Raw genomic sequence first — 26,507 nt, 5'->3', positions numbered from 1 at the left:
CCCTTCGGCTGGAAAACGGTTCACTATTGAACAATATTGAATGTCATGCCGCGACCGGACGTGCTAGGCTGCGCGGCAGATGGAGGCTGTCATGACCGCATGCATCGTCGGCTGGGCGCATTCGCGTTTCGGCAAGCTCGAAGGCGAGACGCTGGAGGGCTTGATCACCAAGGTCGCCGTGGACGCGCTCGATCATGCCGGCATCGGCCCTGACGATGTCGACGAGATCGTGCTCGGCCATTTCAACGCCGGCTTCTCACCGCAGGATTTCACCGCGAGCCTGGTGCTGCAGGCCGACGACCGGCTGCGCTTCAAGCCGGCGACGCGCGTGGAGAATGCCTGCGCCACCGGTTCGGCTGCCGTGAGACAAGGCGTCCGCGCCATCGATTCCAACGCCGCCCGCGTCGTGTTGGTGGTCGGCGCCGAGCAGATGACCACCACACCTGGGCCCGAGATCGGCAAGAACCTGCTGAAAGCCTCCTACCTGCCCGAGGATGGCGAAACGCCGGCCGGCTTTGCCGGCGTCTTCGGCAAGATCGCGCAGGCCTATTTTCAGCGCTATGGCGACCAGTCGGATGCGCTCGCCATGATTGCCGCCAAGAACCACAAAAACGGCGTCGACAATCCCTATGCCCAAATGCGCAAGGATTTCGGCTACGAGTTCTGCCGTCAGGAAAGTGAGAAGAACCCCTTCGTCGCCGGTCCGCTGAAGCGCACCGACTGCTCGCTGGTCTCGGATGGCGCCGCCGCGCTCGTGCTCACCGACACCGCGACGGCGCTGAAGATGCGCCGCGCCGTGACCTTCCGCGCCAATGAGCACGTCCAGGATTTCCTGCCGATGTCGAAGCGCGACATCCTTTCCTTCGAGGGCTGCGAGCGGGCTTGGGGCCAGGCGCTGAAGAAGGCCGGCGTCACGCTCGACGACCTCTCCTTCGTCGAGACGCATGACTGCTTCACCATCGCCGAGCTTATCGAATACGAGGCGATGGGCCTGGCGGAGCCCGGCGAGGGCGCGAAGCTCGCCCTGGAGGGCGTCACGGCCAAGGACGGCCGGCTGCCGGTCAACCCGTCCGGCGGGCTGAAGGCCAAGGGCCATCCGATCGGAGCCACCGGCGTCTCCATGCATGTGCTCACCGCCATGCAGCTGACCGGCGAGGCCGGCGGCATTCAGGTGCCTGGGGCAAAACTCGGCGGCATCTTCAACATGGGCGGTGCTGCGGTGGCCAACTACGTTTCCATCCTCGATCGGATCAGGTAGAAGCGGCCCGCATTGAAGCGGCGCCCGGCGCGCGCGTGCGGGAGGCAGCATGGCAAATCCGGTTCTGGTCGAAGTCACGCGGGGCGCGGTGGTCGAAAGCGCTCATCGCGGCGCGGTTTCTGTCTTCGACGCCGACGGCAAGCCTGTCTGGGAGATCGGCGATACGGCGCGACCGGTGTTTCCACGCTCGGCGGTGAAGGCGATCCAGGCGCTGCCGCTGCTCGAATCCGGTGCTGCCGACGCCTACGGCTTCGGCGATCGCGAATTGGCGCTGGCCTGCGCCTCGCATTCAGGCGAGCCGGCGCATGTCGAACTGGCGCAAGCAATGCTCGCCAAGGCCGGTCTCGATAAGACGGCGCTCGAATGCGGCGCGCACTGGCCGTCGAGCCACGTTGCGACGATCGCGCTGGCCCGCGCCGGCAGCGCGCCCAACCCGCTCCACAACAATTGCTCCGGCAAGCATGCCGGTTTCCTCTGTACCTGCGTGCATTCCGGCATTGCCCATGGCGGCTACGTCAAGGCCGGCCATGCGCTGCAGGAGATGGTGCGCGACGCGATGCAATCGGTGACCGGCGCCGCGCATGATGTCGACCATTGCGGCACCGACGGCTGCTCGATCCCGACCTATGCCGTGCCGCTGAAGAGCTTTGCGCTGGGCTTTGCGCGTATGGCGACGGGCAGGGGCTTTGCGCCCGAACGCGCCAAGGCGGCGAAGCGCCTGCTCTCGGCCTGCATGGCCGAACCGTTCCTGGTGGCCGGCACCGGTAAGGCGGACCTCGCGCTGATGCGGGCCGCGCCCGGCCGCATCTTCGTCAAGACCGGCGCCGAGGGCGTCTATTGCGCGGCCTTGCCCGAGCTCAGTCTCGGCATCGCCTTGAAATGCGATGACGGCGCCAGCCGCGCCTCCGAGGTGATAATCGCCGCCGTGCTGGCCAAGCTGCTGCGCAGCGACGAAGCGCTCGCGGCAAAGCTTGCCGAACTCGCCCATCCGCCGGTCGAAAGCCGTATCGGCGCCAAGGTGGGCTTGCTGCGGCCGACGGCGGCGCTGGCCTAACTGACCTTGTTCCGCTCGACGGTCAGATGCGCGTAGCCGGTAAAGGTTGATCTTGCCAGATCGCCCGTCACCGGATTGGCCCAGCGCTGGCCGATGATGGCGCCGTTCTGCGCGGCGTCGATGATATTGTCCGAAATGACCGCGCTGCCGGAACCCTCGACGACGCTGACGACGATGCCCGTGCCGGACTTGCGGATGATGTTGCCCGTTGCAACCACATTGCGCAGATAAGGACCCCAGCCGAGCTGCATGCCGTAGAGGGGCGCGTTCTCCACGACATTGCCGCAGACGGAGGTTTCGGCCTCGGCGCTGATGCCGACGCCGAAGCCCGGCGGGTCGGCGGTGTAGGGGCCGACCGTCGAGAGGTTGCGCACGATATTGTTCGAGCACACGGCCATGCGGCCGCCTTCGTTGAAGTTTGCGATCGAGATGCCGTTGGCGGCACCGTCGACCAGATTGTTGCTGAGGATCGCGCCCTCGAAGGAGAATTCCGAATAAATCCCCGTCTCGCCCGAGCGCGAGCAGGTGTTGCCGGTGATCTGCAGATTGCTGGAGCTGTTGGCGCGGATCGCCGAGAAGGCGCAGTCCGACACGACGTTGGCGGAGATAATGACATTGCCGGCGCGGAAGGCGTTGATACCGTTGCCGTTCTGGCCGGTGCCGCCGCTCCTCGCGCCGATGCGCTGCACGCGGTTGCCGCTGACGATGGTGCCGTCTTCCGCCTGCTGCCAGCGATGCACGAGAATGCCGCCATTGGCGCAATCCGAGACGGTATTGCCCGAGATCTCCAGCCCGCCGGCCTCGACCGAATAGATGCCGGCGTCTGCCGCGCCCGAAACATCGCAGCGCCCGATGCGGCCTGAAACATGTTCCAGCGCCAGCCCGTTCTTGCCGCTGCCTGTGACCTGGCAATTGTCGATGGCGAGATGCGCGACGCGGCGCAGATCGAGCAGCCCTTGCGTATAGTCGGCCAGCCAGCGGTTGCTGCCGTCCAGCACCAGCCCGCTGAGTTCGATATGCTCGGCCTGTTCCGCCATCATCAGGTGGCCGTTGCCGCCATAGACGATGCGGGTCGCCCCCGGGACGCCCGAAAGGCGCACGCGGGCAGGCAGCTTCAGGTTGGAGACAAGATAGGTGCCGGGCGGAAGAAACACCGGCGCATCGCGGTCGCTGGCGTCGCCGAGCATCTTGGCGAAGGCCTTGCTCTGGTCGTCCAGCGCGCCCGGCTGCGCGCCGATTTCGATGGCGTTGATCGAGCCGCGCATCGTGGCCTTCTCGATGCCGGGCAGCATCTTCGCCGATGCCTTGCCGGCAAGGAGGCCGGCAGCGGCGAGGCCGGTGGTGTGGGCAAGCAGCGTTCGTCTGTTCAACATCGGCACAGGTCCTGGCGTTTCGACCGCTCCGTCGCAGGAATCGTGCCAGGGCAGGCTCGCAGGCAAACCGCTTGTGCAGTTGCCTCACCAAGCTTAAGTTCATGTTATGAGTAGAGCTTTCACCCGCGAGGAAGACAGTGAAAACGCCATTGCCGGGGTCGGCGAACGGCCGATCAGTCCGCACCGCAATCTGGTAACGGAGCGGGGACTCGCGATGATCGAAGAGAATCTCTCCGAATTGCGAGATCAGATGGCCAAGGCCGAAAGACGCGGCGATCGCGAGCGCCTCGCAATAGTGTCCCGCGACCTGCGCTACTGGACCGCGCGGCGCGAGAGCGCGGAGCTTTCGGTGCCGGAGTCCGGCAGCAATGTGGTCCGCTTCGGCATGGGCGTCACGTTGGAAAACGGCGACGGCAAGAAGGTCCACTGGCGCATCGTCGGCGAGGACGAGGCCAACCCGTCGAAAGGCAGCATCTCCCATGTCTCGCCGATGGCGATGGCCCTGTTCGGCAAGAAGGTCGGCGAGGTCGTTGCCGTCAACGGCAAGGAGTGGGAGATCGTCAAGCTGTCGGACAAGGCCGAGAACTAGGCCTTGAGCTTGACTGTATGGTCGCGGAAAAACGCCGCGGCTCCGGTCTCATCGATTTCGCCTGCGGCGACCATCATCACCAACTGGATAACATCCTGCTGTTCGGCTTCTACGCTTAACCCGTTGAAATAGAGAAACAAATCGGCCGCGGCAAAAGCCGTGCGCTTGTTCCCGTCAACGAAGGGGTGGTTCTTCGCACTGCCGAAGAGATAGGCCGCCGCGAGTTCACAAAGATCGGGCTCGCCATACGCTTCCTTCTGTTGGGGGCGGGCGAGGGCAGATTCCAGCATGCCCTGGTCGCGTATACCGGAGGCTCCGCCGTGGAGGCGCAACTGCTCAGCGTGCATCGCCTCCACGAATTCTCGCGAATGATGCTCGGTCATTTAGCGAGCGCGCGGTAGGCAACCTCGTATTTCTTCATCCGTTCGCGCGCGATCTTCATCTTACGCTCGAATTCTTCGGCAGAGTCTTCAAGACGGCGCAAGCGCAGCTCCTGGCCCTCCTGAACGACAATGACGTTGTCGCCCGCCTTCAGGTTTAGCCGGTCGAGAAGCTCTTTCGGCAAAATCAGACCTTCGGAGTTGCCAATCTTTCGAATGGTGATGTTCATGGTAGGTCGTCCTGCAACGGCAATTATAACTGGAGGGCCTGTTGTTGCAACGGAAATTATAACAACCGATTGGGAACTACCGACATGGTCGCCATCAAGAAGCGGGTTGAGGACGGGATCCTCTTCCTCTCTCGATTGGCGCATTAGCTGTGCGGATAAGCCTTAAGCAACGAGTTGCGTTTGACCAGTCCCGACACAGGGTATTCACTCGACCGACAGCAGCCTGTCCATCAGCCTGTCCGCCGCTTGCGGGATGACGGTCCCGGGCGGGAAGATTTCGGCCGCTCCCGCCTTCAGCACCGCATCGTAGTCCTGTGGCGGGATGACGCCGCCGGCGACGATCAGCATGTCGCCATGGCCGAGCTTCCTCAGCGCCTCCTTGAGCTCGGGGATCAGCGTCAGATGTCCGGCCGCGAGCGAGGACGCGCCGATGATGTCGACATCATGCTGCACCGCCAGCTTTGCGATCTCCTCCGGCGTCTGGAACATCGGTCCGACGGTGACCTCGAAGCCGAGATCGGCAAAGGCGCTGGCGATCACCTTCTGGCCGCGATCATGGCCGTCCTGGCCCATCTTGGCGACCAGGATGCGCGGCTTTGCACCGGACTTCTTCTCGAAGGCTTCGAGCTTGTCCTTGAGCCGATCGACCGCCGGATTGTCGCCGAGCGCGTCGCGATAGACGCCGGAGATGGTCTGCACGGTGGCTGCATGGCGCCCGAACACCTTCTCCAGCGCCAGCGAGATCTCGCCGACGGTCGCATTGGCCCGCGCCGCGCGGATCGCGAATTCGAGCAGGTTCTCGCCGCTTTCAGCCGCCCGGGTGAGGGCGGTTAGCGCATCCTCCAGGGCCGCGACGTCGCGCGTGCCTTTGAGCCGCTGCAGCTTCGCCAATTGCCGGGCCTTGACCTCGGCATTATCGATCTTCAGCACATCGACCTCGATGTCGGCTTGCGGGCGATGCGCATTGACGCCGACCAGCACCTGCTCGCCGGAATCGATGCGTGCCTGGGTGCGCGCCGCCGCTTCCTCGATGCGCAGCTTCGGAATGCCTTTCTCGATCGCCGCCGCCATGCCGCCGAGGTTTTCGACCTCCTCGATATGAGCGAGCGCGCGGGCCGCCAGATCATGTGTCAGCCGCTCGACATAGGCCGAGCCGCCCCACGGGTCGATCATGCGCGTGGTGCCGGATTCCTTTTGCAGGATGAGCTGCGTGTTGCGGGCAATGCGGGCCGAATGGTCGGTCGGCAGCGCCATCGCCTCGTCGAAGGAATTGGTGTGCAGCGACTGGGTATGTCCCTGCGTTGCCGCCATCGCCTCGATCATCGTGCGGGTGATGTTGTTGTAGGGATCCTGCGCCGTCAGCGACCAGCCCGATGTCTGGCAATGGGTGCGCAGCGACAGCGAGCGCTCGTCCTTCGGCGCAAAATTCTTCTTCATCAGGCTCGACCAGAGCAGCCGCGCGGCCCTGAGCTTGGCGACCTCCATGAAGAAGTTCATGCCGATCGCCCAGAAGAAGGAAAGGCGCGGCGCGAACCGGTCGATGTCGAGACCCGCGGCGACGCCGGCGCGCGCATATTCGATGCCGTCGGCGATCGTGTAGGCGAGTTCGAGGTCGGCCGTCGCGCCCGCCTCCTGCATATGATAGCCGGAGATCGAGATCGAATTGAATTTCGGCATGTGCCGCGAGGTATAGGCGAAGATGTCCGACACGATCCGCATCGAAGGCTTCGGCGGATAGATGTAGGTGTTGCGGACCATGAACTCCTTCAGAATGTCGTTCTGAATGGTCCCGGCGAGGTCCTTCTGCGCGACACCCTGTTCCTCCGCCGCCACGATATAGAGCGCCATGATCGGCAGCACGGCGCCGTTCATGGTCATCGACACCGTCATCTCGTTGAGCGGAATGCCGTCGAACAGCTGGCGCATGTCGAGGATGGAATCGATCGCCACGCCCGCCATGCCGACATCGCCGGCGACGCGCGGATGGTCGCTGTCATAGCCGCGATGGGTCGCGAGGTCGAAGGCGACCGACAGGCCCTTCTGGCCGGCCGCGAGGTTGCGCCGGTAGAAAGCGTTGGATTCCTCCGCCGTCGAGAAGCCGGCATATTGCCGGATCGTCCAGGGCTGCTGGACATACATGGTCGGGTAGGGGCCGCGCACGAAGGGCGGCAGGCCCGGGTAGCTGTCGAGATTGGCCAGGCCCTTGAGGTCGCCCTGCGTGTAGAGGTGTTTCACGGCGATGCCTTCCGGCGTCATCCGCTGGCCCTTGAGCTCGACCGGCCCGCGGCGCGGCGCCGACCAGCCGATCTGGCTGAAATCCGGGATCATGAGCCGGCTCCGATCGACTGATCGATGCGAACTGGAAACAGCGGCTCACAGGTCGCCACGCCCTCTGTCAGCGCGGGCCGGCGTTCGGCTTTCAATGTCTCGACGCGGCGCTCGCTGCCGGTGCGGAACAAGGTAGTGCCGATGATGCCGCGTTCACCGGCCCGATAGGCGACATTGCGCTTCGCGGCGGCCGTCTGCACACGGTTCTGGATATAGCCCTGCTGCAGGCTGTTGAGCACGCCGCCCTCGGCCTCGATGCGCTGGAATTCTTCCCAGGCCGCCGCGCAAAGACCGTCGGTCAGCGCCTCGACCGCTCCGGAGCCGCTGGCCGGATCGGCCACGTGATGGAGATGGCTCTCATGCGCCAGGATCAGCTGCGCGTTGCGGGCGACGCGGCGCGCAAAACCGGCCGGCAGTCCATGCGCGATGGTATGCGGCAGGATCGAGACGGAATCAGCGCCGCCGGTCGCCGCGGCAAAAGCGGCAACCGCGGTGCGCAGGATGTTGGTTTCCGGATCCGCCATCGCCATCATGCGATAGGAGGTCTCGGCGTGCACGTTTGCCGTCGAGGCCGGGATCGAGCAGGCTTCCTGGATCCACGCCCAAAGCTTGCGCAACGCCCTCACCTTCGCCATCGACAGGAACTGGTCCTGGTCGACGCTGAGGGCAAAGCCGATATAAGGCGCGGCATAGACCAGCGGCTGGCGCGCCTTCTCGAACATCCTGAGATAGGACACGGCGGAAGCCATCATCGTGCCGAGCTCCTGGGCCTCGGTGGCGCCGGCATTGTGGAAGACGCGGCCGTCCGCTTCGAGCAGCACGCCGGGCACGCCCATCGAGAAGAAATGCGCCAGCGATTGCGGCATTGACTCCTGCAGCGCCTCGATCGAGGTGCGCAGCCGTCCGGTACCGGCGAAGATCGCCGCCGGGTCGATGCCGAAGGAAAGGTTGAGCTTCGCCGGATCGGAGCGGCGCCGGGTCAGAAAGGCGAGCAGCCAATCCGCCACGGCGCGGCTCCACGGATGCGCATCGATGCGCACCTGGACCCGGTTGAGCGGCACGCCGTCGAGCACCGTTTCCAGCGCCTCCGCGGTTCGCGGCAGGCCAAAGCCGAAGGCATTCGGCGCACCCTCGAAAACCAGCGACAGGCCGGTCGCGCCCTCAGCGATGTCCTGCAGCGCCTGGGCGCTGGCGCGGGCGATATCGGGATCGTCGATGCGCTGGCTGACGATCCATGGCGACTTCGGATTGGTGCGCACCAGCGGCTCGGCTGTCGTCGAACGCTCGCTGAGCGGCTCGATGCGGATGCCGTCATCGGTGTGCGAAACAAGCTTCTGTTCGAAAGAGCCGCCGGCAAGCGCTTTTTCCGCCAGCGCCAGCCAGCGCTTGGCGTCCGGGTCTGGAAGGTCGACATCCCTAGTCAAGGCGCCGGCGCCCATCGCACTCCTCGTCTATCGGCCGCATCAGCCACCAGTCTATGGTCCCCCGCCGCATATCACAATGCGACATCCGTCGCGGTTGTTCCGGCAGCCGCTAACCGATTGCCAAACATGCGCAAAATCCGCAAGCTAAGTAAGGTGGTTTCGCTGCCAGGGTCAAATTCGAATAGCGCCAAATTTGATGGTGGGCATTGTCGCCCGCCGATCGCGTTATTATCCTCCATGAGACCGGGCGTTTTTGGCGGAAGAGATTGCGGAGACCGGACATATGGCTGACCACACCAGCATCTTCATCGGCGCCAGCCGCAAGCCTGATGATTCCTACCAGCGCGCCGAGGAACTCCTGCTGCGCTACGGCAACCGCCACGGCCTGATTACCGGCGCCACAGGCACCGGCAAGACGGTCAGCCTGCAGGTCTTGGCCGAGGGCTTTTCAAATGCCGGCGTCCCGGTCTTCTGCGCCGACATCAAGGGCGACCTTTCCGGCATCGCCATGATGGGCGAGGCCAAGGATTTCCTGGTCAAGCGTGCAGAGCAGGTGAAGCTCGATCCCTATCAGTTTCAGGAATACCCGGTCATCTTCTGGGATCTGTTCGGCGAGCAGGGTCACCCAATCCGTGCCACCATCTCGGAAATGGGGCCGCTGCTTTTGTCGCGGCTGATGAACCTCACCGAAGCGCAGGAAGGTGTCATGAACATCGCCTTCCGCATCGCTGACGAAGAGGGCCTGCTGCTGCTTGATCTCAAAGACCTGCAGGCGCTGCTCGCCAACATCGCCGAGCGAGCCGACGAGCTCAGCGCACGCTACGGCAATGTCACCAAGCCTTCCGTCGGCGCCATCCAGCGCACGCTTCTGGTGCTTGAGCAGCAGGGCGCCGCGAACTTCTTCGGCGAGCCGGCGCTGCGCATCGCCGATTTGATGCGCACCACTCGCGACGGCCGCGGCGCGATCAGTGTTCTGGCCGCCGACAAGCTGATGATGAATCCCAGGCTCTACGCCACTTTCCTGCTCTGGCTGATGTCGGAGCTGTTTGAGGAACTGCCCGAGGTCGGCGATCTCGAGCGGCCGAAGCTGGTCTTCTTCTTCGACGAGGCGCATCTTTTGTTCGAGGACGCGCCGAAGGTACTGGTTGATCGCGTCGAGCAGGTGGTGCGGCTGATCCGCTCCAAGGGTGTCGGCGTCTATTTCGTCACCCAGAACCCGCTCGACATTCCGGAAAAGGTTTTGGCCCAGCTCGGCAACCGCGTGCAGCACGCGTTGCGCGCCTATACGCCGCGCGAGCAGCAGGCGGTGCGGACGGCGGCCGACACCTTCCGGCCCAACCCGGATTTCGACTGCGCCACCGCGATTACCCAGCTCGCCACCGGCGAGGCGCTGGTCTCGATGCTGGAGGATAAGGGCGTGCCGGCCATGGTACAGCGCACATTGATTCGCCCGCCGTCGTCGCGGCTCGGGCCGATCACACCCGACGAGCGCCGCAAGGTCCTTGCCGAGAGCCCGGTCGCCGGGCAGTACGATCAAGCGGTCGATCGCGACTCGGCCTTCGAGATACTGCAGAAGAAGACCAGGGAGGCGCAGGAAGCCGAAGCGCAGGCGCAGCAGGCGGGCACCGGCGGCTCGCGCTGGACAATTCCGGGCTTCGACGATGTGTTGGGAGGGTCGGGCCGCCGGTCCTCCAACCGTCAGACAGTGGCCGAAGCCGCGATCAAGTCGGTGGTGCGTTCGGTGGGCTCTTCCGTCGGCCGCGCGATAGTGCGCGGGATACTAGGCAGCCTGGCGCGCGGGCGGTAGAGCCCAACTGAGGCGCGGCAATCAGAGGGCAGGGCGCTTGGCTACGGCAAGGCCGATGCCCAGCGCGATCATCGCGCCGCCGGACGCCTCCCGGAGCCGAGGTATCATGCCGGACCGGCCTGCCGCGCCATCCCTGATGCGGCCGGCCGCGAATGCTACCACGACATCGGCCAGCGTGTTGAGCGTCACCGACACGAAGCCGAGCACCATGAACTGCAAGGCGACGTGGCCGGCGCCGAGATCCAGGAATTGCGGAATGAAGGCCAGGAAGAAGGCGGCCGTCTTCGGGTTCAACGCCTCGACCAGCACCCCTTCGCGAAACGCTCGGCCAGCGCCGACCGCAGGCGTCGGCGCGCCACCTTCCAGCATTGTCTTTGCCTCGCGGCGGGCGGACTGGAAGGTGCGCAAGCCGAGCCAGACGAGGTAGACGGCGCCGATCAGCTTCAGCGCCGTAAAGAGTTCGGCGCTCGCGAGCACGAGGGCGGAAACGCCCAGGCTTCCGGCAAGCACATGAACCATGCCGCCCAGGCCTGTCCCGAAACTGGAGGCGATGCCTTCAGCGCGGCCTCCGGCCAGGGTGCGCGCGGCGACATAGAAGATGCCCGGTCCGGGCGTGATGGCGAGCAGCAGCGCCGCGGCGAAGTACAAGGCGAATTGTGTCAGGTCCGGCATGAGCGGCTCGCTGGCAATTGGACTGGGTCGGATGTCAAGACGGGATCAGTTGGGCGACGTCGCGATCCGAAGGCCGGTCGCTCGCTGCTAGACCAGTGGCGACACCGGCGCGATCGGCCGCGTTGCGGTTCTGGCTCATCTTGCGCTTGCCTTGGAGCCGCGTGATCGGCATGCGCAAGCCGACAATGCCTTTGAGTTGCGCCTGGATGAAATCCGGCGGCGCATCCGATACGGACCAAGGCGAGGGGCGTCCGCCTTCGTGGAGATTGGTCAGGCGCGTGACGATCTCGAGCAGCCTGTCGGCGTCCTCGAAGAAGTCGATCGGCCCATAGGCATGAACGGCCAGGTAGTTCCAAGTCGGCACTACCTTTCCGGTCTCCTGCTTGGTCTGGTACCAGGCCGGCGTCACGTAGGCGTCGGGGCCCATGAAGATCGCCAGGCCATCGCCCAGCACCGGTGCGCGCCACTGCGGATTTGCCTTCGCGACATGGCCGTAGATCGTTCCATGCTCGCCCTCGCTCTCGTTGAGCAAGAGCGGCAATGGCGTCGCCTGCGGTCCTTCCGCCGTGGCGGTGACCAGCGTCGCCAGCCGTGCTGCGCGGATCGTCGCCATGAGGCTCTCCCTGTTGTCATCGCGGAAGGCGGGCGGAATGTACATGGCGGAAACTCCTTGCATTGCATTTAAAGATGCAGGAAAGCTGGCTTGCTTGGAACATCCAGTTTTGCAGGTTTTCGATGGTCCAGTTGGAGCAGGAAGGCGTGGCGCGCCGGATCATCGCGGCGATCAAGGCGCAAATCCACAGCGGCGTTTACCGGCCCGGCGATCGGCTGCCGTCGTCGCGGGCCTTTGCCGCCGAATGGGGCGCGTCGCGAACCACGGTGACGGCGGCCTACAACCAGCTCGACGCCGAAGGCTATCTGATCATTCGGCAGGGCGCGCGTGCCACTGTGGCTCCGGGACTGGAGCGGTGGTCAGGGGCGACCCCAGTCGCGGCTGCCTCGCCACGCAACCTCTCGACGTTCGCGCGCAGGCTGCTGGCTTTGCCTCCGCCGGTGGAACAGCAGCCGGCCAAGGTTGCGGATTTCCGCTATGGCGACCTGTCCGGAGCGGACTTCCCGGTCCTGGCTTGGCGACGGGCCTCGAACAAAGCCATTCTGCGGCGCGGCGCACGGTTGCGCTATGGCGACCCACAGGGCTCGCTTGCTCTTCGCAGCGCCCTTCAAACCTATCTCTGGCGCGCACGCGGCATCAGCTGCGCGCCGGACCAGATCGCCATCGTCAACGGCTCCCAGCAAGGGCTCGACCTCTGCGCGCGGCTGCTGCTCGACTCCGGCGACCCGTTCGTGATCGAGAATCCGGGCTATCTGCTGGCCCGCCATGCCTTCACGGCCGCGGGCGGCGTCGCCGTGCCAGTTGCGGTCGACGCTGACGGGCTAAGGACGGATGCGCTGCCGCCGGCCCGTCTGGCTTACGTCACGCCATCGCACCAGTTTCCGCTCGGCGGCGTGCTTTCGGCGACGCGGCGGCATTCCCTCCTGGCCTGGGCCACGGCATCAGGCGCCTATGTCGTCGAAGACGATTACGACGGCGAATACCGCCACGACATAGCCCCCATCCCGCCTCTGCAGACGCTCGATCCAGGCTCGGTCATCTATGTCGGCACGCTGTCCAAAACGCTCTCGCCCACCTTGCGGCTCGGTTATCTCGTCGTCCCCGCCGGCCTGCGTCGAGGCTTCAGCGAGGCAAAGCGCCTGACCGACCGGCATGCTCCGATGCTGGAGCAGGACGTATTGGCCGACCTGCTGACGAGCGGCGCTTACGAGCGCCACGTCCGCAACATCCGCAGGAAAAATGCCGAACGCAGAGAGGTCCTGCTGCGGGCGCTGGCCGATCATATCGGGCCAAAGGTGACTGTTGCTGGGGCCGACACGGGCCTGCACGTCGTGGCCTGGTTGAACGGCATCGATTCTGGATGCGAGCCGGCGATCATAGCCGACGCACGTGCTGCGGGGATCGGCCTCTATCCGGTATCGCCGCTCTATGATCCGGCCGAGCGGCGGCCCGAAACGACGGGCTTCATCATGGGATATGCTGGTCTCGACGCGGAGGCGTTGCGCCGCGGCGTTGCGGTGCTGGCGGACATCCTCGCCAAGCACCGCTGACGAACGCCGGATCAAAAGATCTCGTCACTCTCCTGCGGCACCGGCCCCAGCAGGACAGAGTCGTCCGGCACGCCGTTGTCGATCGGAATGGCCCGGCGCTCGGGCATATCGGCCATCGGCTGGCCAACATCTGCTGTGACAACGACCGGCGTCTTGTTGGGCACGCGGTCATAGAGGTCGATGATGTCCTGGTTGATCAGGCGCACGCAGCCCGACGAGACCGACTTGCCGATCGACCACCATTCCGGCGACCCGTGCAGACGATAGAGCGTGTCCTGGTTGCCTTTGAAGAGGTAGAGCGCACGCGCCCCGAGCGGGTTCTTGAGCCCGCCGGGCATACCGCCGTTCTTGGCGCTGTATTCCGTCAGTTCCGGCTGGCGCGCGACCATCTCGTCCGGCGGCGTCCATTTCGGCCACTTCTGCTTCCATTGCACCACCGCATCGCCCGACCATTCGAAGCCGGCGCGGCCGAGACCGACGCCGTAGCGGATCGCCTGGCCACCCTCACGCACCAGATAGAGGAAGTGGTTGGTGGTATCGACGACGATGGTGCCCGGGCGCTGTCCGGTCGGATCGGGAACGATCTGGCGCAAATATCTGTGATCGATCTTGTTTACCGGGATGGCCGGCAGGTCGAAGCCGTTGTCGGACATCGGCCCATACATGGTGGCGTAGTCGCCGAGCGGCGGCTCGACGGAGGCCGGCGGTGGCGGCTGCACGGCTGCCGGGCGAGGACCGGTGGTGGAGCAGGCGGAAATCGCCGAAGCAGCGCCAAGGGCCGTGAGATTGAGGAAGCCACGGCGGCTGATGCGGAAGGAAGCGTCTGACATGGTTGCCTTTTCTAGGTCTTGAATTCGCAAGAATGCATGAATCCGCTGGCCGGCGCCGACAGCTGCAATAACAGTCGGCGGTGATAGGCGGTTCCAATTCTGGCCTCAGGGTGGACAAACAAAGGCGAAGCTGTGACCGCGACACATCTGTTGCGCTGCAGCAACAGCACCCTCAAACGCCTGCCAGAAGGCCTTCGAGCGAGGGCAGGATCAGCCCCGGCGGAAAATCCCGGTATTCGTCGGGCTGATTGGCGCGATTGATCCAGACGGTGCGGAAGCCGAACCTGGCGGCGCCCGCGACGTCCCAGCGGTTGGAGGACTGGAACGACACCGCCCCCGGATAGAGCCGCCAGCCAGTGACCACCATGTCGTAGACCGAAGGATCGGTCTTGAAGCGCTTGATCTCGTCGACCGAGAAGACGTCGTCCAGGATCTGGTCGAGGGCGGCCGATTTCACCGCCGCCCGCAGCATTTCCGGCGAGCCGTTGGACAGGATCGCGAGCTTCGCTCCCGCTGCTTTCAGCGCCTTCAATACCGCCGGCACTTCCGGATAGCAGTCGAGCCGCCAATACGCTTCCAGCAGCCTTGCCCTGAGCGCCGGATCGGCCGACGGCACCTTGCGCAGCGCGAAGTCCAGCGCCTGCTCGGTCAGTTGCCAGAAATCGGCATAGGCGCCCATCAGCGTCCGCACCCAGGAATATTCGAGCTGCTTGGCGCGCCAGATTTCGGAGAGAAGCTGGCCGTCCGGCCCGATCTCGCCCGCATGGCGGCGCACCGCGGCGTGCACGTCGAACAACGTGCCATAGGCGTCGAAGACATAGGCTGCATGGTGCATAGGAAGAGTTTTGCGGCGCCCGGCCCTGCCGCGCAAGCGCTGATTGCGGTTAATGCATGTCGCCCAAAAGTGGGCAGCGGTTTTCGGAAAGGATCGCATAACACAAAAACCCAACACACATGGCCCATCCCTTTCCGTGCGCCGTGCTTTAAGTGCCTCTGGCCTCAAGGATTTTTTCCGATGTCGGTTGACGCCGGCCGTCAAAGCGTCGTCCTATGGAGGCCGGAACTCATCCATACGGACGGCAAACGATGACACTGGCGGCGGCGGCGCAGTCCGCGACATGGACCTATGTGGACGGCGACTGGTACGAGGGCAATGTTGCCATTCTGGGACCGCGCAGCCACGCCATGTGGCTGGGCACCAGCGTCTTCGACGGCGCCCGCTGGTTCGAAGGCGTGGCGCCCGATCTCGATCGTCACGCCGCGCGCGTCAACGCCTCGGCGATCGCGCTCGGCCTGAAGCCTTCCATGACGACGGAGCAGATCGTCGGGCTGACATGGGACGGCCTGAAGAAATTCGACGGCAAGACCGCCGTCTATATCAGGCCGATGTACTGGGCCGAGCATGGCGGCTATATGGGCGTGCCGGCCGACCCGTCCTCAACCCGCTTCTGTCTCTGCCTCTACGAAGCGCCGATGATTCCGCCTTCGGGCTTTTCGATCGGCGTCTCGCCGTTCCGGCGGCCGACGATCGAGACCATGCCGACCAACGCCAAGGCAGGCTGCCTCTATCCCAACAACGGCCGCGCCATCCTCGAGGCCAAGATGCGCGGCTTCGACAACGCGCTGGTGCTCGATATGCTGGGCAATGTCGCCGAGACTGGCACCTCCAACATCTTCCTGGTCAAGGACGGCCATGTGATGACGCCCGCCGCGAACGGCACCTTCCTCTCCGGCATCACCCGCTCGCGCACGATCAACCTGCTCGGCGACTATGGTTTCAGGACCACCGAGAAGACGCTGTCGATCCGCGATTTCCTCGAGGCGGACGAGATCTTCTCGACCGGCAACCATTCGAAGGTAGTGCCGATCACGCGCATCGAGGACCGTAGCATTCAGCCTGGACCGGTCGCCAAGAAGGCGCGCGAGCTCTATTGGGATTGGGCGCATTCGACTTCCGCCGCCTGAGCGGATAAAAAGGCGTTCGGCGCTTCGTTCCGGAGTTGTCCCAACCCATTCCAGACCTATCTTAGTCCGGTAGTTTCACCGGACTTTTCCTGAGGGAGTACCATCCATGGCTTTTGAGTTGCCCGCTTTGCCCTACGACTACGAGGCCTTGCAGCCTTACATGTCGAAGGAGACGCTGGAGTATCACCACGACAAGCACCACAAAGCCTATGTCGACAACGGCAACAAGCTGGCCGCCGAGGCCGGAATGGGCGACCTGTCGGTCGAAGAGGTCGTGAAACAGTCCTTCGGCAAGAATGCCGGGCTCTTCAACAATGCCGCCCAGCACTACAACCATATCCATTTCTGGAAATGGATGAAGAAGGGCGGCGGCGGCAACAAGCTGCCGGGCGCGCTGCAGAAGGCCGTCGATGCCGATCTCGGCGGCTACGACAAGTTCAAGGCGGACTTCGTCGCCGCCGGCACCACCCAGTTCGGCTCCGGCTGGGCATGGCTTTCGGTCAAGGACGGCAAGCTCGCGATCTCGAAGACCCCCAATGGCGAGAACCCGCTGGTTCATGGCGCTTCGCCGATCCTCGGCGTCGACGTGTGGGAGCACTCCTATTACATCGACTACCGCAACGCGCGGCCGAAATATCTCGAAGCCTTCGTCGACAGCCTGATCAACTGGGATTATGTCCTGGAACTCTACGAGAAGGCGAAAGCTTGATCGACCCTTCCGAAAAGCCCCGGCATGACCGGGGCTTTTCTTTTGCCGGCGCAGGAGGGCAATTCCAGTCAAGAAAATCGTTGCGGCGCGGAGGGAATAATTCCACTGCATCGCCCGTTAACGTCTAGTCGCGAACTCTCTTCACCATGGAGCCAATTGAATGAGAAAGCTTGTCATCGCCATCTCTTTGCTCGCTTTTGCCGGCTCGGCCGCTTATGCCGACCCGATCAAGGATCGCCAGGCCCTGATGAAGGAACGCGGCAAGCTCGCCGGCCAGTTGTCCAAGGTCGTCAAAGGCGAGGAGGCTTTCGACGCCGCCGCTGTGCTGACGGCGCTAAAGGCGCTGGAGGCGAACGCCGAAAAATTCGATGCCGAGAAACTTTTCCCGGCCGGCAGCGACAAGGGCGACACCACGGCGGCGCCGAAGATCTGGGAAGACATGCCAGGCTTCAGGGCGGCCGGGGACAAGTTCCTGGCCGACGTCAAGGCGGCAGTGGCTTCGCCGCCGGCCGATGTCGATGCGCTCAAGGCGCAGCTCAACACCATCGGCGGCGACTGCGGCACCTGTCATGAGACCTACAGGATCAAGAAGGGCTGATCGCCTGATATGGCGTGGCTGAAGAAGCTCGTCGGCGCCGTCATCGTGCTGGGCGGCGCCGGCGCGGTCGCCGGCTGGGCGTTGTCAGCGCCCGTCAGGCTTGATGCCGCGACGGTCGCGCAGCTTGGCCCCGGTGATGCTGCGAAAGGCAAGCGCATCTTCTTTGCCGGCGGCTGCACATCCTGCCACGCCAAACCGGGATCCAAGGGTGATGCCCGCCTGGAGCTTGCCGGCGGGCTGGAGCTGAAGACGCCGTTCGGCACCTTCGTACCGCCCAACATCTCGCAGGATCAAAAGGACGGCATCGGCGCCTGGAGCGAGGAGGACTTCGCCAATGCGATGCTGAAAGGCGTTTCGCCCTCCGGCGAGCATTTTTATCCGGCCTTCCCTTATGCCTCTTATGCTCGCATGAAACCGGCCGATATCGCCGACCTCTATGCTTTTATGAAGACGCTGCCGGCGGTCGCCGGCAAGGCGCCCGGCCACAAACTCTCCTTCCCCTTCAACATCCGTCGCGGCATTGGTCTTTGGAAGCGGCTCTATGTCAGCCCTGAACCGGTCATTGCCTTGCCCGGGGGCGCGCCCGACAAGGTGCTGGCCGGCCGCTATCTGGTCGAGGGCCCCGGGCATTGCGGCGAATGCCACACGCCGCGCGACTTTGCCGGCGGCGTCAAGAAGGCCGAATGGCTGGCGGGAGCCGTGGCCGCCGAGGGCTCGGGCGTGGTGCCCAATATCACCCCGCAGGGCGGCACGAAGGACTGGTCGGAGGCCGACATCGCCAACTATCTCGAAACCGGCTTCACGCCGGATTTCGATTCCGTCGGCGGTGCCATGGTCGACGTGCAGCGCAACATAGCTCAGTTGACGGCCGATGACCGCGCCGCGATCGCGGCCTATCTGAAGGCCGTCCCGCCGCATCCCAACAGCTATCCGGCGCGCAAGCCGGCGAGCTGACCGATGCATATCGGCTGCGCGACACCATCGATGCGATCTGCCTGTGATGTCTCAAGTCCATATTAGTTGACTTTAATAGTCATGTATCATACGCGCTTCGGCCAGTTTCCAGGCGAACCGAAGCCTTGCCCATGCACTCTCTCGACCTTGTGTCTGAATTCGCCCGTGGCGAGCAGCGCGCAGCACTTCTCTTCGCCGACGGGCGCAGCCTGTCTTATGCGGAGCTTGACGACCTTGCGCAGCACTTCGCCACACGTCTGGGGGATGAGGGAAAGCAGCTCGTCGCTATCTCAGCGGAACCCTCCGAGCATGCGGTCGTCGCCTATCTTGGAGCCCTGCGGGTGGGTCATGCGGTGGCCATGCTGCCGCCTTGCGACAAAAGGGTCTGGGACGATTTCCTGGCAGCCTTCCAGCCGGATTTCACCTATCGCCGAGCCGATGGCCGCTGGCGTCTCGTGAAGGAAGCCTGGCCCGCGAGGGACATTGAGCCGCTGCATCCCGATCTCGCGCTGCTGCTGATGACGTCCGGCAGCTCGGGCGCCGCCAAGGCGGTCAGGCTCTCCTATGCCAATCTCGAAGCCAATGCGCGCGCGATAACGACCTATCTCGAACTCTCGTCCGCCGACCGGGCCGCTCTCATGCTGCCGCTGCACTATTCCTACGGACTGTCGGTTCTCAATTCGCATCTGATTGCCGGCGGCAGCATCCTCTTCCCCGGTGTTTCCGCAATGGACGGCGATTTCCTCCAGATAATCGCCGACGGTGGCTGCACCAATCTGTCCGGCGTCCCGTATTCCTACGAACTCCTGGAACGGATGCGTTTCCGCGACGCTAAGCTCAAGGGTTTGCGCATGATGACGGTGGCGGGTGGACAGCTCAGCCCCGACGTCATCCGCCTGTACAGGGATCATTTGCGCGCCGTGGGCGGGCGTTTCTTCGTCATGTATGGTCAAACCGAGGCGACGGCGCGTATCGCTTTCGTGCCGCCGGAGAGCCTGTCCGACCGGGAGGAGCGGATCGGCGTCGCGATCCCAGGCGGCAGCCTCGGCCTTGTCGACGACAAGGGGGAGCCGGTCAGCCGCTCGGGCATCCCGGGAGAACTTGTCTATCGCGGCCCGAACGTCATGATGGGTTACGCCGAGCAGCGTTGTGATCTGGCGCGCGGGGCTGAGGTCGAGACACTGAACACCGGCGATATTGCCGTCCAGGACGAGCAAGGTTTCTTCCGCATCGTCGGGCGCAAGAGCCGCTTTTCCAAGATTGCCGGCCTCAGGATCGGCTTCGATATCATGGAGCAGGCGCTAGAGCGGGCGGGCATTGCGGCCGCGGTGCTCGGCGACGATCGAGGCCTACAGGCCTATGTGACCGGCCCCGGCTCGGCAGGCAGGGCACAGCGTATCCTGGCCGAAGTCAGCCGCTTGCCCGCCAATCTGGTTCGAGTTTCGACGCGTGTCGACCTTCCCAGGCTAGCCTCGGGCAAGATCGACTATGGCTGCCTGCAGCGCGAGATGTTGCTGGGACGGGCCGAAATCCGCTCCGAACGTGGCGGCGTGCCTGGAGCCTATGCCCGCGTGTTCTATCCACTTCCGGTCGGCCGCGCTGACAGCTTTGTCTCCCTCGGCGGAGATTCCCTTCGCTTTTTGCAATTGGCTCTGGAACTCGAACGGCTCGGCTTGGAACTGCCGGACGGCTGGGAACGACTAAGCGTTGGAGACCTGACAAATCTTTATTCGGCGAAACGGTCTTTCATGCGGGACCAGGCAAACGAGACGCCTGTCGATATCGTGCTGAGGGCCTTCGCCATCCTGCTGGTGGTCGTGCATCACGAGACCCTGTGGCCTATCCCGGGCGGCTCCGGCATCATGATGCTGCTTGTCGGCTACAGCCTTGCGCGTTTTCAGTCGGTCCATTTGCTTGCCGGTCGGATCCGGCACGCGCTGAAACCTGCGATTAGCGTCCTGATCCCTTATTTTCTCATAGTCGCCGCTTACTCCCTCGCCTGGCAGGCGATCCCTTGGGCCTCGATGACCCTTACCGGCAACTTCGGCTATGCCGAACCGGAACGTCACGAGATGATCCCGTATCTCTACTGGTTCATCGAGGCCTATGCGCAGACGCTGTTGGTCTTCGCCCTCGCCTTTGCCGTTCCGGTTCTACGCAAGCTCGCCCAAGCTCGACCCTTTGCCTTCTCGATCGGACTATTGGCGTTTGCCGCCGCTGCGCGCTTTGCAGTCCCATTGTTCGTGGACTTAGGCAGCCGCCAGATCTTCGCGATCTACTGGGTCTTCCACCTTGCGGTCTTCGGCTGGTGCGCCGGTTTGGCCGACACTCCCGCCAGAAAACTCCTCGTGACCGCATTTGCCACTGCCGTATTGGGGTATCTAGCCTTTTGGGAGTCGGTCTGGCTGGGGACGACGGTCAAGTATTTGACGATCTTCGCGGCGCTCTCGGCTCTTCTTTACCTGCCGCGTGTTCGCCTGCCTGCTGGGGTGGGGCGGGCGGTTACGCAGGTCGCCGTCGCGGCTTTCCCGATCTACTTGGTCCATCGCTTCGTCCCGGAGCTTTTGATGGCACCTGTCGCAGGCTGGCTGCCGGCTCCAGGCTTCCAACTGCTTGCGATCGCCGGCGGCGCCGCTTTAGGCGTCATCGCCGGCAAAACCTTGGCCGCCATTCGACACCTGCGCGGCAGATTGGCCATGGAGCGCTTGCCGGAATTGCTCTCGGCGTGAGACGCTTCGACCGCGGTCGCTCCGATTACGCGTGGCGGTCGCCCAAAAAATCGAAGCCGTTTTCGAAGAAATGGTTGTAGTCGCAGGTCAGTTCCTCGCCGGGCGCGATGTCGCGCAGCGCGTAGGTTTCCTCCGGCGAGGAGACGTCGCAGTTCGGCTCGTCGGCATGGTTCATGTAGCGCGCATCGTCCGCTTCGAAGACGATATAATTCCGGTCGCGCCTGTCCGGATAGGAGTACCGATCGAGGTAGGACTTCACCGGGCCGCTTTCGTTCTCATAAGTGTCGACCGAAATGCGGCGGTCGAATCTTGGATCGAGCTTCCAGATCAACGTGCCCTTTGGAATGCGGTGTTTGGCGAAGACACCGATGCCCTGGATGGGCGATTTGTCGAGATAGACGTCGACGAGCAGCATGACGAACCCTGCGAATGACGGATGGCGCGGCCCGAACCGGCCGCGACCAAAAACGAGGCGCATTGCGTAGCGCGAGGTGCTCGCGATTGCGAGGGAAAAATCAGGCCTTGCCGGTCACTTTCAACGCAAAGGCGTAGATATACGCGATCTCCTCCAGGCGCGAGAACCGGCCCGAGGCGCCGGCATGGCCGGACTCCATGTTGATCTTGAACAGCACCGGATTGTCGCCCGCCTTGCGGTCGCGCAGCCGCGCCACCCATTTGGCCGGCTCCCAATAGGTGACGCGTGGGTCGGTCAGACCTGCCAGCGCCAGGATCGGCGGATAGTCGAGCGCCGCGACATTGTCGTAGGGCGAATAGGCCGCGATCGTCCCGTAGTCCTCGGCCGAGGCGATCGGATTGCCCCATTCGGGCCATTCCGGCGGCGTCAGCGGCAAGCTGGCGTCGAGCATTGTGGTGAGCACGTCGACGAACGGCACCTCGGCGACGATGCCGCCGAAGCTTTCGGGTGCCATGTTGGCGATCGCCCCCATCAGCATGCCGCCGGCCGAGCCGCCCTGCGCGACGATGCGATCGTGCGACGTGTAGCGCTCGGCCACGAGATGGCGCGCTGAGGCGATGAAATCGGTGAAGGTGTTCATCTTGTGCCGACGCTTGCCATCGTCATACCAGCCATAGCCCTTGTCCTTGCCGCCGCGCACATGTCCAATGGCGTAGACGAAGCCGCGGTCGACCAGCGACAGGCAATTGGTGTTGAAGGCGGCGGGAACCGTGATGCCATAGGAGCCGTAGCCGTAGAGCAGGCAGGGCGCCGAGCCATCAAGGGGCGTATCGCGATGGTGGATCAGCGAGATCGGCACCAGCTCGCCGTCGGCAGCCGGCGCCATCAGCCGGCGCGTGACATAATGCTCCGGATCGTGGCCCGATGGCACCTCCTGCGTCTTCAAGAGAACGCGCTCGCGGCTGCGCATGTTGTAGTCGAACACCTGTGCCGGTGTCGTCATCGACGAATAGGTGAAGCGCATGACTTCGGTGTCGTATTCGTAGGAGCCGGAAAGGCCGAGCGAGAAGGCCTCCTCGTCGAAGGCAATGAGGTGCTCCTCGCCGTTTGCCCGATCGCGCACCACGATGCGCGGCAGGCCCTCCTTGCGTTCCAGCCTGACCATGTGGTGCCTGAAGCCGAGCACCGACAGGATCAGCCGGCCGGGCTCGTGCGGCACTAGTTCCTTCCAGTTGGCCTGCACCGGATCTTCGACCGGCGCGGTCATGATCTTGAAGTCCTTGGCGCCGTCGGCATTGGTGAGGATGAAAAAGACGTCACCACCTTCCTCCAGGTCATATTGCAGGCCGGTCTCGCGCGCCGCCACCAGCTTCGGCTCGGCGAACGGCTCGTCGGCGCGCAGAAGCCGGTATTCGGAGGTTTCATGATCGTTGATGCCGATCATGATCCAGTCGTTGGAACGCGTGCCGCTGACGTCCATGAAGAAGCCGGCATCCGTCTCTTCGTAAATCAGCCGATCGTTCTCCGGATTGTCGCCAAGCGCGTGGAAGAACACTTTTGACGGGCGGTGGCTGTCGTCGAGGCGGGTGTAGAAAAAGCCGTCGTCTCCGGCATTCCACACACCGCCGCCACCTGTATCCGGAATCCGATCGGTGAGTTCCTTGCCGCTGGCGATGTCCCGCACGCGCAGCGCGAAGAACTCCGAGCCCTTGTCGTCGAAAGCCCAGAGCAGCTTGCGATGGTCGGCCGAATGGTCGAATCCGCCAAGACGGAAATAGGGCTTGCCTTCGGCTTCCGCATCGCCGTCGAGCAGGATCTCCTCAATGCCGCCATCACGCGGCGTGCGGAAGTAGCGCGGTTGCTCGCCGCCGAGCTTGAACGACGAGCCATAGGCGTAGGGACCGTCCTTCATCGGCACGGTGGAGTCGTCCTCCTTGATGCGCCCCTTCATCTCGGCGAACAATTTGCGGCGCAGCTCGGCCGTGTCGGCCATCAGCGTTGCCTGGTAGGCATTCTCGGCCTCGAGATGAGCGCGGATCGCGCCGTCGAGCAGTGCAGGGTCCCTGAACATCGCCTGCCAGTTGGCGGCCCGCATCCAGGCGTAGTCGTCGGTGCGGGTGATGCCGTGATGAACGTCGAAGATGGGGCGTTTCTCGGGCCGCGGCGGGATGGCGGTCGGGAAGACGGAGGTTCTGGTCATTGCGTCTCGCTGTGGAATTGCCTGAAATTTGCTTGAATGGCGAATGAACGCGTCGCTCAGCAGCGGTTCAAAGGGCGGGGTTCAAGGTGGTCTACACAAAGTAAGTCGAAAGGGGAAAAGATGAAATCCTATGTTCGAGCCGCCGTGGCTTTCGCTGTCGCTTCGGCGGTCCTGGCCTTTTCCGGCCAGTCTCATGCAACCGTGTTCGCGGCCTGGCAAGTGGCTGGCGTGCCGTTCGGCGACACGCTCAACGCGCGCAAGTATCCGTCAAACACATCGCAAAGACAGGCGGCCTATCCGAATGGCACCGTCTTGCAGATGACCGGCCGTTGCACGGGCGGGATAGATCTGCTCGACATTGCCGGCCAACCGCACTGGAAGCAGCGGCAGGCGATCCGCTACCGCTGGTGCGAGGTCTGGCACGATCCGGCGCAGAACGGTCATTTTGTTACCAGCTGGGTCTACGGCAAGTACATCAAACCCCACTGAGAGGTTCGTCGAGGCGACTTGGCTGTTCGACGCGAGGATGAATGTCCGCGCCATGATCCATAGGATTCTTCGCTCACCGGGCGGCCAAACATTAGTTTAGCCAAGCATAAAGAACCTGTTTTGACGCGACCAGAGGTGTAAAAGCGTGCTTGGCGCCACGTCAGGCTGCACTGGTCCGGCCAGAAAAATCTCGCTAAGTTACACGGCACACGAATTTTTGAAGCTGAATCGGCAATATTTGATGAATATCGCCGAATATAATTCAGTAGGTGAATTGACTTACTTGCAGCACAGGGTCATTAAGATGACGCGACGCGAATCGCAGGGCTTGCCTGCATGAATTTCGCGCGATGCCCGATCCAGAAAAAGGGCGCAGTCTAGAAAACAAACTCTCGTTGGGGCCTGAGCACAATGGATATCGTCGAAACACCTTCAAGGAATGGGGACGCGCTAATCGAGCTGACTGCCGATGTCGTCGCGGCCTATGTCAGCAACAACCCGGTGCCGGTCGGCGAACTGCCGAACCTAATTGCCGACGTTCATGCCGCGCTCGGCCGCGTCGGCGGCACGACGGAGCAGCCTTCGGCCGAGAAGCAGAAGCCGGCCGTCAACCCGAAGCGCTCCGTCCATGACGACTACATCGTCTGTCTCGAAGACGGCAAGAAGTTCAAGTCGCTGAAGCGCCACCTTATGACACATTACAATCTCACCCCGGAAGAATACCGCGAGAAGTGGGGCCTGGACGCCAACTATCCGATGGTTGCTCCCAACTACGCAGCCGCCCGTTCGCAGTTGGCCAAGAAGATGGGCCTCGGCCGCAAGCCCAAGGGTCGCCGGTAGCAGCTTCCGCAAGTCGGCAAAAGCGACGGCGCCCGCGGGGCGCCGTTTTGCTTTTGAGGTATTTCAGGGATGTCTTGCTGCGAACGGGTGAACCCGCCGCAGTGCGGCTTGTTGCCGGGCTTGGGGCAGAGTCAGGCGGTTTGCTTCAAGGCGGCTTCGGCGTCGCGCTTGATGCGCTTGACCATCGAGCGAAGGCCGTTGGCGCGCTGCGGCGACAGATGCTCGTCGAGGCCGAGCTCTTTCAGCGTCACTTCCGCATCGGTGTTCTGGATTTCACTGGCCGGCCGGTCCGAGAACAGCGCCAGCATGATGGCGACAAGGCCGCGCACGATGTGGGCGTCGGAATCGCCGCGAAAGCTGACCACCGGATCGACGCCTTCTCCCTGCTCGGTGGTCAGCCACACCTGGCTGACGCAGCCCGGCACCTTGTTGGCCGGTGTGCGTTCCGCCTCGGGAAACGGAGGCAGCGCCTCGCCCAGCTCGATCACATAGCGGTAGCGGTCCTCCCACTCGTCGAGCAGGGAGAAATCGTCGCGGATCGTTTCGATCGAGGTCGTCATTGCCCGCATATAGTGACCCGGCGCCGCCACGTCACGGAAAAAGAAAGACGCCGCGGGCGTCGAGAGGTCGGGCGGGCCCGCGGCGTTAGAGCATTTCCAGAAAAAGCAATCTCACTTCTTCGCCGTCAGCATCGCCGGAATGTTGACCTTGGCGGGCAGCACGATGTCCTCGGCGACGCTGCCGGTGGTCTCGCCAGACGTCTGCGCTGCCTTCGCAGCGGGCGCGGCCGTCTTTTCCGACTGCTGGTCATCAAGCATGGCGGCGGCGATCTTGGCTGTCTCCTTGGCGCGCACGGTGATGGTGTGCATGGCCGATTTGCCGGTCTCGCAAACATCCGGCTTGCGCTCGCAGATGCCGGCGATGTCGCCGACCGCCTCGCGCGCCGCAAACAGCGCCTGGATCGGCCCGACTGCCTCGCGGCCATCCTCGTCGGGGCCGACGCTGAGCGGCAGCGCCAAGAGCACCAGCGAAAACCAGAAAGCCATCCTGATCAGAAAGCCCATCTCGATGCCTCGTCGTGATCGGATCATGCATCCATCGGCATGACCTCTTTTTATGGACATGACAATGGCACGAAGGCGCGAAGCGTGGCTTGCGCCGAAGCCGCGAATTTTCTTCAAATTTTAGATGAATTGGAAAGGATTGGTTTTCGCTATTGATCTAACTCAAATCTGATCCACTGTATTAACTTTGAAATAGCCATCTATGCGGCTGTTTCAAAAGAAAAATTCTGGAAAGGGCGAGCATCGGCACTGGGTTTTCAGGAAGCCAGGCGAGCCGCGCTGTGGCTAACGCTCCATTTACCATGGCGGCAGATCGACGGGCTTTGGGGTGTCGGCCTCCCGATATTTGCCGCGGGCAGGGCGCTCGCCTTCTCTGCCTTATCCATTCCTTAAACGCTGGATGCGACTTTCAATCCAATTAAGAGTCACCTGCAGA

Annotated in this window: 25 protein-coding genes; 12 read left to right on the top strand and 13 right to left on the bottom strand. The window is 63.5% G+C overall.

All coding sequences use genetic code 11. The annotated features are described in order from the left end of the window. The first annotated feature begins 91 nt into the window (after window positions 1-91). Together EJ078_RS06160 and EJ078_RS06155 are read left to right on the top strand one after the other, a co-directional pair. Complete coding sequence (locus EJ078_RS06160; RefSeq protein ID WP_095781573.1) at window positions 92-1,258, top strand: acetyl-CoA acetyltransferase; 1,167 nt, start codon at window positions 92-94, stop codon at window positions 1,256-1,258. Window positions 1,259-1,307: 49 nt separating this feature from the next. Then, a complete protein-coding gene (locus EJ078_RS06155) occupies window positions 1,308-2,312 on the top strand; it encodes an asparaginase (RefSeq protein WP_127214776.1) in 1,005 nt (334 codons plus the stop codon). On the opposite strand, the gene EJ078_RS06150 is transcribed toward EJ078_RS06155, so the two are convergent. Then, window positions 2,309-3,685: a TIGR03808 family TAT-translocated repetitive protein gene (locus tag EJ078_RS06150; RefSeq protein ID WP_127403716.1), complete on the bottom strand. Its 1,377-nt coding sequence runs from the start codon at window positions 3,683-3,685 to the stop codon at window positions 2,309-2,311. The genes EJ078_RS06155 and EJ078_RS06150 overlap by 4 nt on opposite strands. A 106-nt stretch (window positions 3,686-3,791) precedes the next feature. Between EJ078_RS06150 and greA the strand changes: the two genes are divergently transcribed. After that, the gene (gene greA / locus EJ078_RS06145) at window positions 3,792-4,274 is read left to right on the top strand and encodes a transcription elongation factor GreA (RefSeq protein ID WP_066997710.1); all 483 of its coding nucleotides are present in this window, start codon (window positions 3,792-3,794) and stop codon (window positions 4,272-4,274) included. Here the strand turns inward: greA and EJ078_RS06140 are convergent. The 4 genes from EJ078_RS06140 to EJ078_RS06125 all read right to left on the bottom strand — a co-directional run bounded on the left by EJ078_RS06140 (window position 4,271) and on the right by EJ078_RS06125 (window position 8,651). Further along, complete coding sequence (locus EJ078_RS06140) at window positions 4,271-4,657, bottom strand: type II toxin-antitoxin system death-on-curing family toxin (RefSeq protein ID WP_127214773.1); 387 nt, start codon at window positions 4,655-4,657, stop codon at window positions 4,271-4,273. The two genes, greA and EJ078_RS06140, sit on opposite strands and share 4 nt — an antisense overlap. After that, window positions 4,654-4,884, bottom strand: coding sequence for an AbrB/MazE/SpoVT family DNA-binding domain-containing protein (locus EJ078_RS06135; protein WP_067320863.1), 231 nt, complete (start codon window positions 4,882-4,884; stop codon window positions 4,654-4,656). The genes EJ078_RS06140 and EJ078_RS06135 overlap by 4 nt, the downstream gene beginning before the upstream one ends. Window positions 4,885-5,088: 204 nt before the next feature. Continuing rightward, the gene (gene scpA, locus EJ078_RS06130) at window positions 5,089-7,212 is read right to left on the bottom strand and encodes a methylmalonyl-CoA mutase (protein ID WP_127403715.1); all 2,124 of its coding nucleotides are present in this window, start codon (window positions 7,210-7,212) and stop codon (window positions 5,089-5,091) included. After that, window positions 7,209-8,651 carry a methylmalonyl-CoA mutase family protein gene (locus EJ078_RS06125; protein ID WP_127216792.1) on the bottom strand — a complete coding sequence of 481 codons (1,443 nt, stop codon included), beginning with the start codon at window positions 8,649-8,651 and terminating at the stop codon, window positions 7,209-7,211. Before EJ078_RS06125 ends, scpA begins: the two co-directional genes overlap by 4 nt. A gap of 268 nt (window positions 8,652-8,919) precedes the next feature. Between EJ078_RS06125 and EJ078_RS06120 the strand changes: the two genes are divergently transcribed. Then, entirely contained in the window at window positions 8,920-10,443 is a 1,524-nt protein-coding gene (locus tag EJ078_RS06120) for a helicase HerA-like C-terminal domain-containing protein (protein ID WP_095800180.1), read from the top strand. 21 nt (window positions 10,444-10,464) lie between these two features. Here the strand turns inward: EJ078_RS06120 and EJ078_RS06115 are convergent, their stop codons facing one another. Both EJ078_RS06115 and EJ078_RS06110 read right to left on the bottom strand, forming a co-directional pair. Next, window positions 10,465-11,115 (bottom strand): LysE family translocator, encoded by a 651-nt coding sequence (locus EJ078_RS06115; protein ID WP_208721096.1) that lies wholly within the window; start codon window positions 11,113-11,115, stop codon window positions 10,465-10,467. Between the two features lie 34 nt (window positions 11,116-11,149). Continuing rightward, on the bottom strand, window positions 11,150-11,773 hold the full coding sequence (locus tag EJ078_RS06110; RefSeq protein ID WP_127216794.1) for an FMN-binding negative transcriptional regulator: 624 nt from the start codon (window positions 11,771-11,773) through the stop codon (window positions 11,150-11,152). A gap of 77 nt (window positions 11,774-11,850) precedes the next feature. Here EJ078_RS06110 and EJ078_RS06105 point away from each other — a divergent pair, with 77 nt between their 5' ends. Continuing rightward, complete coding sequence (locus EJ078_RS06105) at window positions 11,851-13,278, top strand: PLP-dependent aminotransferase family protein (protein ID WP_127403714.1); 1,428 nt, start codon at window positions 11,851-11,853, stop codon at window positions 13,276-13,278. 11 nt (window positions 13,279-13,289) lie between these two features. On the opposite strand, the gene EJ078_RS06100 is transcribed toward EJ078_RS06105, so the two are convergent. Both EJ078_RS06100 and EJ078_RS06095 read right to left on the bottom strand, forming a co-directional pair. Next, window positions 13,290-14,108, bottom strand: a complete 819-nt coding sequence (locus tag EJ078_RS06100; RefSeq protein ID WP_127215443.1) for a L,D-transpeptidase — start codon at window positions 14,106-14,108, stop codon at window positions 13,290-13,292. Between the two features lie 172 nt (window positions 14,109-14,280). After that, window positions 14,281-14,943, bottom strand: a complete 663-nt coding sequence (locus tag EJ078_RS06095) for a haloacid dehalogenase type II (protein ID WP_067320889.1) — start codon at window positions 14,941-14,943, stop codon at window positions 14,281-14,283. Between the two features lie 251 nt (window positions 14,944-15,194). Between EJ078_RS06095 and EJ078_RS06090 the strand changes: the two genes are divergently transcribed. The 5 genes from EJ078_RS06090 to EJ078_RS06070 all read left to right on the top strand — a co-directional run bounded on the left by EJ078_RS06090 (window position 15,195) and on the right by EJ078_RS06070 (window position 21,063). Beyond that, on the top strand, window positions 15,195-16,073 hold the full coding sequence (locus tag EJ078_RS06090; protein ID WP_095800175.1) for a branched-chain amino acid aminotransferase: 879 nt from the start codon (window positions 15,195-15,197) through the stop codon (window positions 16,071-16,073). Window positions 16,074-16,179: 106 nt separating this feature from the next. Continuing rightward, the gene (locus EJ078_RS06085; protein WP_066997682.1) at window positions 16,180-16,782 is read left to right on the top strand and encodes a superoxide dismutase; all 603 of its coding nucleotides are present in this window, start codon (window positions 16,180-16,182) and stop codon (window positions 16,780-16,782) included. A gap of 160 nt (window positions 16,783-16,942) precedes the next feature. Further along, window positions 16,943-17,380, top strand: coding sequence for a cytochrome c (locus EJ078_RS06080; protein ID WP_095823731.1), 438 nt, complete (start codon window positions 16,943-16,945; stop codon window positions 17,378-17,380). A 9-nt stretch (window positions 17,381-17,389) separates the two neighbouring features. Continuing rightward, the gene (locus EJ078_RS06075) at window positions 17,390-18,334 is read left to right on the top strand and encodes a cytochrome c (protein WP_067320899.1); all 945 of its coding nucleotides are present in this window, start codon (window positions 17,390-17,392) and stop codon (window positions 18,332-18,334) included. Between the two features lie 131 nt (window positions 18,335-18,465). Then, window positions 18,466-21,063: an AMP-binding protein gene (locus tag EJ078_RS06070; protein WP_127215442.1), complete on the top strand. Its 2,598-nt coding sequence runs from the start codon at window positions 18,466-18,468 to the stop codon at window positions 21,061-21,063. 25 nt (window positions 21,064-21,088) lie between these two features. On the opposite strand, the gene EJ078_RS06065 is transcribed toward EJ078_RS06070, so the two are convergent. Both EJ078_RS06065 and EJ078_RS06060 read right to left on the bottom strand, forming a co-directional pair. Further along, entirely contained in the window at window positions 21,089-21,478 is a 390-nt protein-coding gene (locus EJ078_RS06065; RefSeq protein ID WP_066998147.1) for an SET domain-containing protein-lysine N-methyltransferase, read from the bottom strand. A gap of 100 nt (window positions 21,479-21,578) precedes the next feature. Beyond that, entirely contained in the window at window positions 21,579-23,678 is a 2,100-nt protein-coding gene (locus tag EJ078_RS06060; RefSeq protein WP_127215441.1) for a S9 family peptidase, read from the bottom strand. Between the two features lie 120 nt (window positions 23,679-23,798). Between EJ078_RS06060 and EJ078_RS06055 the strand changes: the two genes are divergently transcribed. Both EJ078_RS06055 and EJ078_RS06050 read left to right on the top strand, forming a co-directional pair. Continuing rightward, complete coding sequence (locus EJ078_RS06055; RefSeq protein WP_067320909.1) at window positions 23,799-24,167, top strand: hypothetical protein; 369 nt, start codon at window positions 23,799-23,801, stop codon at window positions 24,165-24,167. A 411-nt stretch (window positions 24,168-24,578) separates the two neighbouring features. Beyond that, complete coding sequence (locus tag EJ078_RS06050; protein ID WP_067320912.1) at window positions 24,579-25,007, top strand: MucR family transcriptional regulator; 429 nt, start codon at window positions 24,579-24,581, stop codon at window positions 25,005-25,007. Between the two features lie 131 nt (window positions 25,008-25,138). Here the strand turns inward: EJ078_RS06050 and EJ078_RS06045 are convergent, their stop codons facing one another. Both EJ078_RS06045 and EJ078_RS06040 read right to left on the bottom strand, forming a co-directional pair. Further along, window positions 25,139-25,567 (bottom strand): SufE family protein, encoded by a 429-nt coding sequence (locus EJ078_RS06045; protein WP_127215444.1) that lies wholly within the window; start codon window positions 25,565-25,567, stop codon window positions 25,139-25,141. A 111-nt stretch (window positions 25,568-25,678) separates the two neighbouring features. After that, entirely contained in the window at window positions 25,679-26,071 is a 393-nt protein-coding gene (locus EJ078_RS06040) for a DUF5330 domain-containing protein (RefSeq protein ID WP_127215440.1), read from the bottom strand. Between the last annotated feature and the right edge of the window lie 436 nt (window positions 26,072-26,507).

This window comes from Mesorhizobium sp. M1A.F.Ca.IN.022.06.1.1 (assembly GCF_003952605.1).
Lineage (GTDB): Bacteria > Pseudomonadota > Alphaproteobacteria > Rhizobiales > Rhizobiaceae > Mesorhizobium.
Note: the sequence above shows the minus strand (reverse complement) of the source record. Positions and strands in the feature narration are given on the sequence as shown.